Origin of the sequence: Marivirga sp. (assembly GCF_024636815.1) — a bacterium.
Classification (GTDB): Bacteria; Bacteroidota; Bacteroidia; order Cytophagales; family Cyclobacteriaceae; genus Marivirga.
On the sequence record NZ_JAGXGF010000134.1, the window covers coordinates 1 to 11,342 of the forward strand.

The following is an 11,342-nucleotide window of genomic DNA, read 5'->3' on the forward strand; positions in this document are numbered from 1 at the left end:
ACTGACTTCGCAGACTGTTTTGCTCCGTAGGGTTAAAATTATGATAACAATATTAGGATTTAGGTTAGTAATAGCTTCAAACTCCTGCCTTAATGCAATAATGTCACCCTTATAGGGCTTATGTATTCTGCTTTTAGCAGGTTTACCATAATCCCGTTCGATGGGACTTAGGTGGATAGCTATTAATAGGAAATTTACAATTATAGTGATCTTACAGGGTTAAACAATTTAAATAATATTAATGAAACACTTCCTTGGCAGACCTTTTTTGCCCCATCGGGGTAAAATTATGGTAACAGTATAACCAGAAAAGCTAGCCTTAAGGCCCGTAGGGCTGACATTCTTTAAAGGGAATATCAATAATCAATAAAAATCAAACAGATATCTCTCATCATAATCAACATCAAACTTTTCCAAGAAACCTAGATACTCTTCTCTGAAAGATACATTTCGATGATGTTCCTCTTGATTTTGTATGTAGTTTATAACATTGGAACGTTGAGATTTTGAGTATGAAAAGGCTCCATACCCTTCTTGCCATTTGAACTCACGGCTTTTGAAGTAATGATCATTGAGCCATTTTGAAGATGAAGATTTTAGCTTCATCATATGATCAGCAATTGACATTTTGGGCGAGAGTTCAAAAAACACATGTATATGATCTTTCCATCCATTTACAGCTAGTGGATAGGTATTGTCGTTTTTTAGAATCCCATGCATATACTTGAAAAGCTCAGTTCGTATGTCTTTTGTCAGTAGATATTTGCGACCTTTTACAGCAAAAATACATTGGATGTTGATTTGGGAGTAGGTATTGGGCATGGTTGATATTTTAAAAAACAAAAACTACTAATTGTATTTGAATTTGGAAAACATATCTCTGTTTTTTTGCTAATAATGCCACCCTTCCAGGGCTTGGGTGCAGTGCCATGAGCTAAGTTACCGTAGTGTCGTCCCGATGGGACTTAGGTGGACAGCTATTAATAGGAAATTTACAATTTCAGTGATCTTACAGGATAATACAGTTTTAATGATATCATTGGAGTACTGACTTCGCAGACTGTTTTGCCCCATAGGGTTAAAATTACGGTAACTACGCAAGCCTAAATTTGGCTAAGGCCCGTAGGGCTGACATTATTAACTACTAACATAAACCCTCATCCGCCAGCTACCATAAGCTTCTCCGTCAGCCGCCATGAGCAGCAGGATGTGCGAAACATTCATAGCTTAAACGAAGTAGCTCCCCACTCCCCTCCTTACAAAAAGGAGGGGTGCCCGAAGGGCAGGGTGCTTGTAAGTTAATTCATCTAAATAATCTTCCACCTCTCTGAGGTGTGAGATCAAACTTATTTTCGTCCAAACCAAACAATCTGTTAAAGAAATTACCTTGAATGTAAAAATCAAGTTTTAGGTTTACAATTAAATAATAATCATCACTTTCGGGGTTTCCTCGGGTATTGCTTTCAGTGCCAGAGGGATTTGATAGTGCCCAGGCCGTAATATCCTCATCCTTGCTGAAATCAAATTCATTTATATCAGAGTATTCTTTCCCACTTACATCGTCTAGATAATCTGTAAATGTTATTCGGTTGGAAGCTTCTAGAGTAATATCTAAAAAATTTGTGGCTTTAATTTTGACTCCCAATCCAAGGGGGATTACTACAGCAAATTGGCTATAGGAATTAGGTCTTTCAGTTTGGTATTGATGCAAAGAGACCATTTCACCAGCTCTTGGTGCAGGAATACTTTGGCCATTTACTATAGCATATTTAGGTACTTCTGCTCTGGGGTCGAAATACAATAAGCCTACTCCCCCAAAAACATAAGGATTTATTCTGGGTCTATCAATAAATCTACTATTTTTTGAAAATAAGCTAAGACTGATAGTAGTTCCCATTTCAATATTATTGGATACAAATGAAAGACCTCTACTTCTTGTATTCAGTTCAGGATCAATATCCCTATCATCTCCAGATAATTGAAACAAAAGTAAATGGGTTCTAATATTAATTCTGTCTGTTGCTAAGTATTGAATTCCTCCTTCTATATTGAGTTTGTTATCAAAATAAGCTCCAGGATTAGTTAAGTCAGATAAAGAGCGAGCATAGCCAACTCCCATTGAAGCTACCCATTTTCGATTAAATTTAGAATCGTAAAAGCTTTGGGAAAAGGCGCATTCGTACACTAAAAAGAGTGCAGAAAATAATAGAACCGATTTTGAAATTTCCCCCATGTAATATTGATATGCTATACATAAGATTTAACAGACATCCAATGGGTTATATTGCAAATTTTATTGCATTAATTTGTTGGTAAAATATTAATATTCTAACAATATTATATATTCAAAATAACATGCTATTTTTTGAGAGAAATATGATTAAAACTGAACCCCAATCCTTTTATGTGAAATGTTTTTTTACTCCAATAGCACGGGTTGTGAAGCAAACGTGTACAACTTTTATTTGAGGGATAAAATTTTCAGTTTGCTTAGCCAAAAGTTCGACCTGCGGTATTGACTTTTCTTCCTACTTCGAGCTTCTAACTTTTCGCAATAATGTCACCCTTATAGGGCATATGTATTCTGCTTTTAAGGCAAGCTGTTATATTTTGTGCCCGAGCCACCAAGCAGCCATCACCAGCGAGACGCTGGCGATAGGGGTTTAAGCCTGTTTTGCACTTGAGAATAAAATAGACTCCTGGAAGATTTAGGAGGTTCTTCGGTACTGACTTTTCTTCCCACTTCGAGCTTTTAACTTCCGGCTCCTAACCGTTAACCGTCACCAAAAAATAATTTTTCTTACCCCTCTGTACCAAAATATATTTATCTTGCAAGAGACTGATTACCCCATAGCGCGCGTTGCGAAGCAAAACGCGTGCTACTTTCACTTTTAGCTATGAAATGCTAATTATTACAATTCAAGCAAGCGGTCGTATCCGTGCCAGAGGCACAAAGTAACCATCACCAACGAGACGCTGGCGATAGAGTGTGCGACTTCCCACTTCCCACCTCCATCTTCCAACTTCCCGCTTCCATCCCGGTCTGACCTGAGTTACTGACCTAAGCTACATCAGCACATCTAAACATCAACACATTACCCAACCGTCACCAAAAAATAATTTTTCTTACCCCTCTGTACCAAAATATATTTATCTTGCAAGAGACTGATTTCTACTGGGGCATTGGCATCCAAAACTTTTTCCTTATTAATACTGACTCCACCACCTTTAATCATCTTTCGGGCTTCTCCTTTGGAAGGGAAAATAACTTGCTGTGTTAGTTCAGAAAGAAAATCTGTGATATTCTCCGTCTTGTCTAAATCAGACTTACTGATAGTTACTTGCGGTACACCTTCAAAAACGCTCAGTAGCGTATCTTCATCTATGCTTTTTAATTCCTCTGTGGTAGACTTTCCAAATAGGATAGAGGTTGCTTTCAAGGCCATATCCAAGGCCTCCTGAGAATGAACCCTAACGGTTAATTCTTCAGCTAAAGCCTTTTGTAAAGTTCTCAGGTGCGGAGCTTCATTATGCTCTTTTTCAAGCGCTTCAATTTCTTCTTTTCCCTTAGTACTGAAGATTTTGATGAAGTTACTCATATCTTCATCGGATGCGTTCAACCAGAATTGGTAGAATTTATAAGGGGAGGTTTTCTTCGGATCCAGCCAGATATTGCCGCTTTCAGTCTTACCGAATTTAGTGCCATCAGCTTTTTTAATAAGCGGACAAGTCACAGCAAAAGCTTCGCCTTGCTCCATTTTTCGGATCATTTCTGTCCCGGTAGTGATATTTCCCCATTGATCAGAACCACCCATTTGCAGTTTGCAGTTCTTTTCTTTGTATAAATGAAGGAAATCATAGCCCTGCACCAATTGGTAGGTAAATTCAGTGAAACTCATGCCTTCACTAGATTCTGCTGACAATCTTTTCTTAACAGAATCTTTCGCCATCATATAATTAACGGTGATATGCTTTCCGACATCTCGGATAAAGCCTAAAAAGCTAAAATCCTTCATCCAATCGTAATTGTTAACCAATTCCGCACTGTTTTCAGTTTTCGCATCAAAATCCAGGAATTTTCGCATTTGTGCTTTTATAGAAGCTTCGTTATGGCGCAATGTTTTTTCATCCAAAAGATTACGCTCCTGAGATTTACCGGAAGGGTCACCTATCATACCAGTGGCTCCACCCAATAAAACGATAGGTTTATGTCCTGCATCCTGAAAATGCTTTAGCATCATAATCCCTACCAAATGACCGATATGCAAAGAGTCTGCGGTAGGATCAAATCCTACATAAGCACTGCTCATTTCTTTAGCCAGTTGTTTTTCCACGCCTGGCATCATATCATGGATCATTCCTCTCCACTGAAGCTCTTCTATAAAGTTCATTTGTATATTTTTAATATTGAAAGTCTACGATTGAATAACGCCTGCAAATATAAAAGGCTTAAGAAGGAAATAATAGCAATCTGTTAATAATTACGAATTACGAATTTTGAAATTATGAATTATGTCCACTCTTAGCTAATTTAATCGATCCCCATAGCGCGCGTTGCGTAGCAAAACGCGTGCTACTTGTGATTAATTATGAAATGCTAATTGTCACAATTCCAGCAAGCAGATGTATCCATACCAGAGGCACGAAGTAACCATCACCAGCGAGACGCTGGCGATAGAGTGTGCGACTTCCCACCTCCATCTTCTAACTTCCATCTTCCCACTTCTAACTTCTTAACTTCTAACTTCTTTCCTTGTACCATAATCGATTATTTGGTAAAATGCATCAAATTTAAAAATTGCTTTATCTTTAATTAATGGAAGAAAACCAAGAACAGCTTGCGGTACAATGGCATTCATTTTTGCAAGAGTATTTTCAACAACTTATTCAGCAAAAAAATGACTTCCTACAGCCTCATATTGAGTTTATTAGGAAACATAAGCCTGTACAAACTGATGACATTAACTATAAAGCAGATGATGAATATAAGCAGGTAATTTTCGAATTTATCAAAGATACTTATGCGGAGCGGCCATTGCTGAAAAAGTCAGATTTTGAGGAATTGCATGATTCATTAATAACGGAATTTCAAAATTTACTTTCCTCTGTTCCTGATGTAATTGTTAAGCAACAAAAATACGAGCGATTTCAACTTCAAGAAGAGGATAGCTTTGCCTTAAAATTAAGAAAGCTTTTTAAGATATTTGTTTTTCGACTGAGCAAGCTGCCATTTCATTTTGTTAACCTTTTCAGGAAAAATAAAAAACCACTTCAATACTGGAAGCATGAAATCAAAGCAAAAGCTTTATTCGAAAGGCATTTTTTTAATGGATTCCAAGATACTTTTAATGAGCTTAATTACGAAATATTAAAAGAATTCACAGCTTCACTGGTTAAACTTCGAGATTTCGAAGATTCACCGATAGCTAATAATCAATCTGATTTTGAAGATTCAGCATTAGGTTTTGAAGAAGGTTTTATAAAAACGATAAGATCTAAAATCAATGATGAATATCTCCAATTATGTCAGGCTTATGAAGAAGAGTTTGAATTGGCTGGCACCATTGAATATAATAGTAAACTGCTTAACTCTAAAAGACTAGAAAAAGATTTTCAACACTTTAAAAAGCAGTTTTCTAAAAAACATCATCATTGGAATAATACCATACATGCACTTTTTGAGGATTGGCGTTCAGAGTTGGAGCTTTCTGCTTTGCAGTCATTTTTACAAAAAAGTATTATAGGGCTAAACAATAATGTAGGCGAGTGGAATGATAAATTGCAAGGTAATTTTATAAGTCCGATTAAATCTTTTTTGGCTGAGGCTCAGGCAGCTTTTGATGATGATGAAAATGAAGGAGAAGACATTGCTAAAAAGATTACTCAAGTAAAATATATCACGAATAAGCAATTAGATCAAGGTCTGATTCAGAAGATGCAAGAAAGCCTCTCAAAAAACACCATCCTTAATCAGATGGATAGACTAGAGCATTTGATAGGGGAGCGCATTGAAAAATTGGCCAATGATTATGTGGTAACCAAATCGAATGATTTTAATACTCCTTTAGAGGATAATGAACTTTCTACTATTTCCAATTATGAATTATTATCATTTGAAATTAAGCCAAAACTAAATGATAAACTGGAAACTTTAAAAAGTAATATTTTCCAAAAAATGGGAGAGTTGCTGATTAAGGTAGGGGATATAGACGAAATCGTGCATTATGTATTGAGCTCTGCTTCCAATTCTTTAGGTTCTGAATCTAATGAAAACCAAGCTCGCAATATCATAATAGATGGGTTTGAGAGAGCTGAAAATACGGCAGAAGAAGTGGATAGTCAGATTCAGGAAGTGATTGAAAATGCGCAAACTGAGCTGAAAAAGATGAGTGAAGAGCTGATTCAGGAACTGCAAAAACTCAAGGAAAATGAAAATGTATCTGCTTTAAAAATCCGAATAAGCAAGGCAAAGGCTATTCATAAATCAGAGGCATTAACTCAAAAAGCTTTGGATTTTGTAAAGCAGTATTTTGAAGTGGGTAAGAAGTTCGGTTTAGTATATTATCAAAAAGCCTGGGAGCTGAAAGAAGAACTTTCCAAACGCTTTTTGTCAGCCAGCATTGAAAATGAGCCTAATCGAGCAGTTTCCGATTTTTTAAATGAATCCAATCAGGTGATTGAAGGATTGCCGGTTATATATAAAAGATTATATGCAATTGAGCCACTTACCGACTTAGTACTTTTTGAGGGCAGAGAAAAAGAAATTGAAAGAATTTCTAAAGCTTATCATGCCTGGACCGATGGGAAGTATGCTTCCGTATTGATTACCGCTGAAAAGTGGAGTGGTATGACATCTCTCATTAATTATGCGGTAAAAAACATCAAATTCAATAATGTACCCCATCGAACAGAGTTGAAAATTAATAATCCAGACCCACAGGCTTTATTTCAAAGTTTTTCGGATTTATTGGAAACGGAACTTCCTGATAAGCAGGCCATCATTGAGCATCTGAATTCTGGTAAAAGGAGGATTATTATAGTTGAAAATTTACAAAAACTCTTTCTGAGGGAAATGCATGGTCAGAAAGCTTTAGTGGAATTTATTGATATTATGACAGCCACCCAGCGTAATGTTTTTTGGATCGGGTCTATGTCTGTCTACACTTTTAATTATTTGGAAAGATCCTTAAAGATGAGTGCTTTCTTTAGTTATCATATTCCGCTTGAGCCCTTGAGCGATGATGAAATCAGCCAGTTAATTATTAAAAGGAACCGTATTAGTGGTTTTAAAATTAGGTTTGAGGCATTAGAAAAAGATATCAATGATAAAAAATTCAAAAAACTGGACGAGGCTGAAAGGCAACAATTTTTAAAAGAACGCTTCTTCAAAGATTTGAATAATTTTGCCAAAAGTAATATCAGTATGGCTTTGATGTTTTGGCTATTATCCACCAAAAAAGTCGATGATCAAACCATTATTATCAAGAACTTCAAAAAACCTGATTTAAGCTTTTTATCAGCTCTAAAGAATGATAGAGTATTCGTTTTGCAGGCCTTAATTATGCATGATGGACTAAAATTAGAACAAGTGGCGAATGTTTTGTCTTACAGTTTAACCAAGTCAAAATTTTTGCTACTGGAATTGCTGGAGGATGGTGTATTGATCGAAAAAGAAGCGCAATCTCTGGTTAACCCGATTATTTACAGAAATACTGTTCAACTCCTTAAATCAAGAAACTTATTATGAAATTAAGGCAAATAAAATGGATGCTATTCTTTTTTGTTGGGCTATTCATAGCTTTTCAAATACAAGCTCAGGACAGTACTGAAAATCAAAAAGAAAGTTTAGTAGGAGTAAAGACTTTGGTAGATTCTCAGGCTACAAAACCGAAGAAAGCCAAGATTCAAAAGCCCTTATTAAAGGTAGATTCTTTAAAATTTGAAAATGATAGTTTAACATCGGTAGAGAAGGAAGATACAACTTCACAAAAGGATTTTAATGCTGATACTTTAATAGTTAAAACAGAAAAAAGAGAAGAGGGAGAAGGTTTTGGTGAAAGTAAAATCAAGGAATTATCAAACCTTATTTCCAGTGCTAATATTTTTTATACTGTAATATTTTTACTCTTTGGTTTTGTATTTATAAGAGTCATCACTTTCATTTTAGATGCACTAGCTGAGCGAAGCACGAAATACAGAATTGCCTTCAAAGGCTTTATACCTATTGTTAAAATTGTAGGATGGGTCATCATTATATTTTTAATAATTGTAGTGATTTATAAGCCTTCAGTAGCCTCAATGCTGGCAGTTTCTGCCTCTATCGGTGTCGCTATTGGTTTTGCTTCTCAAGATATTTTAAAGAATATTTTTGGAGGTATTGTCATCTTGCTGGATAGACCATTTGTTTCCGGTGATAAAATTGAAGTTGATAAGTATTATGGTGAGGTAGTGGAAATAGGCTTGCGTTCCACCCGAATTGTTACGCCTGATGATTCTTTGGTTTCTGTTCCAAATGCTGTGATGATGAATAGTTCCTTGTCAAATTCTAATGCTGGGGAGCCCAATTGCCAGGTGGTAGCTGAAATTTATCTACCACTCAGCATTGATACTATTAAAACCAGGGAGATTGCCACTCAAGCAGCAACAGTTTCCAAATATATCTATTTAGGAAAACCTATAACGGTCTTATTCTTGAATGAAATCAATAACAATCATTCTTATTATAAAATGAGAGTAAAAGCGTATGTGATGGATATTCGTGATGAATTCCGCTTTAAAAGTGACATGACGGAATTGATTATTACTGAATTGGTGAAAGAAGGAGTATTGGATGGTAAATTCTAAAAAGTACAGTTTACTACTGCTTTAAATGCTGATATTTTAATTAATTTGCATTTAATCAGATTTTCGATAGTCTAGATACTTGATACTAGCTACTGATTTACTACTTAAAACCTAATACTTATTATTACAACTTAAAAAACATATGTACTTATTCGGAGCGAGTGGACATGCAAAAGTGATAGTGGATATTCTTTTATCAAAAGGTATTCAGGTGAAAGGCTTTTATGATGAGGATGAAGCTAAAAAAGAGCTTTGGGGGATTCCTGTTTTAGGTAAAACCAAAGACTTTAATGATCCTATTGAAGAGTGCATCGTATCGATTGGTAAAAATGATACTCGCAGGAAAGTGGTAGAACAATTAGGAGAATCAGAATTTGGTATTGCTATCCATGATAAATCGATTTTAGGTTCGCACGTAGAAATAGAAGAAGGAACTGTAGTGATGGCTGGAACGATTATCAATGCAGATACTAAAATTGGTAAGCATGTGATTATCAATACCTCCGCAAGTGTTGATCATGATTGCAAAGTAGGTGATTTTGCCCATATTGCACCAAATGTTTCGATATGTGGGGGTGTGGAAATAGGAGAGGGAACACTGATTGGTGCCGGAGCATCGGTTATTCCTTTAGTAAAAATTGGAAAATGGTGCACCATAGGGGCAGGTGCAGTTGTAGTAGAAGATGTACCTGATCATTCAGTGGTAGTAGGGAATCCTGCTAAGGTAATTAAAAGGACAGTTTGATATGACGGAAATTGCAGTATACGGAGCTGGCGGCTTTGGTAGAGAGGTGAATTTGATTATTCAACAGCTAATTAAAAAAGGTTATACATATCATTTTTTAGGCTTTTTTGATGATGAAGATAAATCATTAGAATTCGGTAAATCTTATTTGGGAGATACCGAAAAACTCAATAACTGGGATAGACCTATTTCTATTGCCTTAGCAATAGGAGATGGAAAAACCAGAAAGAAAGTAGTGGAGAAAATTACAAATCCTTATGTGGAATTCTCAAAGGTAGTTTCTCCTTATGCTATTTTTAATGATCTCATTAAGATTGGCAAGGGGAGTATTATTTGTGCGGGCGTAAATTTGACCACGAATATTGAAGTTGGAGAGTTTGTAGTGATAAATTTAAATGCCACAATTGGTCATGATTGCCAATTAAGTAATTTTAGTTCTGTAATGCCCGGAGTAAATTTAGCAGGTGATGTTAAATTAAAGGAGTGTGCATTTGTCGGCAGCGGAGCTAATATTTTAAATGGTGTTGAAATGGCTGAAAATTCTGTTTTAGGTGCTGGAGGAGTGCTGACCAAAAATTTACAAGCGCATAAAACGGCTAAAGGTGTACCTGCAAAAATTATTGAAAAGTGAGTTTATATCAAGATTTTAAGCCATCCATTCTTTTCCTTGCTAAGTTTATTGGCTTGTACATAGTGCTCAATGTGGCTTATGGCTTTTATTTGGATGCCTCAAAAGGGGAAGCAGATGTGATGACCAAATGGGTAACAGAGCAAACAGCTTCAATTATTGATGCCTATCAGGATAAGATTGCCACCGGGCCAAAAGAAGATTTAAAAAGCATTTTCATTTATAAAGACAGCCAGGCGATTTTGTCTGTTTATGAAGGCTGCAATGGCTTAAATGTGATGGTTATTTTTGTTTCCTTTCTAATTGCCTATGGTAAGATTGGAAAACGAATGCTATGGTTTATCCCATTAGGAATAGTAGTGATTCATCTCTTCAATATTTTAAGAATTCTATTATTATTTCATGTTACTATATCCATGCCTGATTTCCTTTATTTTAGTCATAAATATTTATTTACAGCCTTTATTTATATAGCCGTATTTGGCATGTGGGCACTTTGGATATTTAAGGTAAATGAAAAGTAAAGACTGGCTATATCCCGATAGAAAGCTTAGAGTCTTTCTGATAGCTATCAGTTTGACAGGATTAGGAGTTATCTTTTTAGGACAACGTTTTGATTATAGTTTTTTTATCTCAGATAATCTAAATGCACAAAATCAGTTTATTATCAATCGAATCATTCGTTTCCTGCTAAATGATAATTTAGTATTATTGCTTATCTATGGTCTGTTTTATGATCGGAAATATGTGAAATTTGGTTTGGCAGTAGAAGCTTTTGGTTTCTTCTTTTTATTGATCCCTTATTTTATTCTAAGATTTAATACCCCAATAGATCATATGTACATCAGCTTTATCCACAGGCTGATCATAAATCCCACTTTAATGGTTTTGCTAATTCCTGCCATTTACATACAGGAGCTCCAAAAATGATTATTAATAACCTGAGTTCGATTCTTATTTAGGATTCAGAACGTCTATAAATATTGAGTTTCAACTAAAAATTCTGAAACAATAGCAGGCTATTGCAAGGGGTTTTTAGGAAGAAAATCGCTGTTTATAGGCGGAAAGGGGAAAACTTTTCCATAAAATCCAATATACTGCGTTGTCTTTCCTCGATATAGCTCG

General features: G+C 35.6%; 9 protein-coding genes. 6 read left to right on the top strand and 3 right to left on the bottom strand.

Annotated features, from left to right (window positions below):
* Positions 1-363: 363 nt before the first annotated feature.
* The 3 genes from tnpA to tyrS all read right to left on the bottom strand — a co-directional run bounded on the left by tnpA (position 364) and on the right by tyrS (position 4,391).
* Positions 364-822, bottom strand: a complete 459-nt coding sequence (gene tnpA / locus Q0L29_RS10175; protein ID WP_296621364.1) for an IS200/IS605 family transposase — start codon at positions 820-822, stop codon at positions 364-366.
* Positions 823-1,303: 481 nt separating this feature from the next.
* Positions 1,304-2,233: a hypothetical protein gene (locus tag Q0L29_RS10180; RefSeq protein ID WP_296621366.1), complete on the bottom strand. Its 930-nt coding sequence runs from the start codon at positions 2,231-2,233 to the stop codon at positions 1,304-1,306.
* A gap of 862 nt (positions 2,234-3,095) precedes the next feature.
* Entirely contained in the window at positions 3,096-4,391 is a 1,296-nt protein-coding gene (tyrS, locus tag Q0L29_RS10185; protein ID WP_296621368.1) for a tyrosine--tRNA ligase, read from the bottom strand.
* Positions 4,392-4,816: 425 nt separating this feature from the next.
* Here tyrS and Q0L29_RS10190 point away from each other — a divergent pair, with 425 nt between their 5' ends.
* The 6 genes from Q0L29_RS10190 (at position 4,817) to Q0L29_RS10215 (ending at position 11,147) form a co-directional block, all read left to right on the top strand.
* Positions 4,817-7,747, top strand: coding sequence for a hypothetical protein (locus tag Q0L29_RS10190; protein ID WP_296621370.1), 2,931 nt, complete (start codon positions 4,817-4,819; stop codon positions 7,745-7,747).
* The gene (locus Q0L29_RS10195) at positions 7,744-8,844 is read left to right on the top strand and encodes a mechanosensitive ion channel domain-containing protein (RefSeq protein ID WP_296621371.1); all 1,101 of its coding nucleotides are present in this window, start codon (positions 7,744-7,746) and stop codon (positions 8,842-8,844) included. Before Q0L29_RS10190 ends, Q0L29_RS10195 begins: the two co-directional genes overlap by 4 nt.
* Positions 8,845-8,986: 142 nt before the next feature.
* Complete coding sequence (locus Q0L29_RS10200) at positions 8,987-9,589, top strand: acetyltransferase (protein WP_296621373.1); 603 nt, start codon at positions 8,987-8,989, stop codon at positions 9,587-9,589.
* A gap of 1 nt (position 9,590) precedes the next feature.
* Positions 9,591-10,220 carry a NeuD/PglB/VioB family sugar acetyltransferase gene (locus Q0L29_RS10205; protein ID WP_296621375.1) on the top strand — a complete coding sequence of 210 codons (630 nt, stop codon included), beginning with the start codon at positions 9,591-9,593 and terminating at the stop codon, positions 10,218-10,220.
* Positions 10,217-10,741 carry an exosortase family protein XrtF gene (xrtF, locus tag Q0L29_RS10210; RefSeq protein ID WP_296621377.1) on the top strand — a complete coding sequence of 175 codons (525 nt, stop codon included), beginning with the start codon at positions 10,217-10,219 and terminating at the stop codon, positions 10,739-10,741. Before Q0L29_RS10205 ends, xrtF begins: the two co-directional genes overlap by 4 nt.
* Positions 10,731-11,147, top strand: coding sequence for an exosortase F system-associated protein (locus Q0L29_RS10215; protein ID WP_296621379.1), 417 nt, complete (start codon positions 10,731-10,733; stop codon positions 11,145-11,147). The genes xrtF and Q0L29_RS10215 overlap by 11 nt, the downstream gene beginning before the upstream one ends.
* The last annotated feature ends 195 nt before the right edge of the window (positions 11,148-11,342 follow it).

Excerpts from the sequence above, each read along its gene's own strand:
- Q0L29_RS10215 (WP_296621379.1), top strand. The coding sequence starts at position 10,731 with ATGAAAAGTAAAGACTGGCTATATCCCGATAGAAAGCTTAGAGTCTTT.
- Q0L29_RS10190 (WP_296621370.1), top strand. The coding sequence starts at position 4,817 with ATGGAAGAAAACCAAGAACAGCTTGCGGTACAATGGCATTCATTTTTG.
- Q0L29_RS10205 (WP_296621375.1), top strand. The coding sequence starts at position 9,591 with ATGACGGAAATTGCAGTATACGGAGCTGGCGGCTTTGGTAGAGAGGTG.
- tnpA (WP_296621364.1), bottom strand. The coding sequence starts at position 822 with ATGCCCAATACCTACTCCCAAATCAACATCCAATGTATTTTTGCTGTA.
- Q0L29_RS10200 (WP_296621373.1), top strand. The coding sequence starts at position 8,987 with ATGTACTTATTCGGAGCGAGTGGACATGCAAAAGTGATAGTGGATATT.
- Q0L29_RS10195 (WP_296621371.1), top strand. The coding sequence starts at position 7,744 with ATGAAATTAAGGCAAATAAAATGGATGCTATTCTTTTTTGTTGGGCTA.
- tyrS (WP_296621368.1), bottom strand. The coding sequence starts at position 4,391 with ATGAACTTTATAGAAGAGCTTCAGTGGAGAGGAATGATCCATGATATG.
- Q0L29_RS10180 (WP_296621366.1), bottom strand. The coding sequence starts at position 2,233 with ATGGGGGAAATTTCAAAATCGGTTCTATTATTTTCTGCACTCTTTTTA.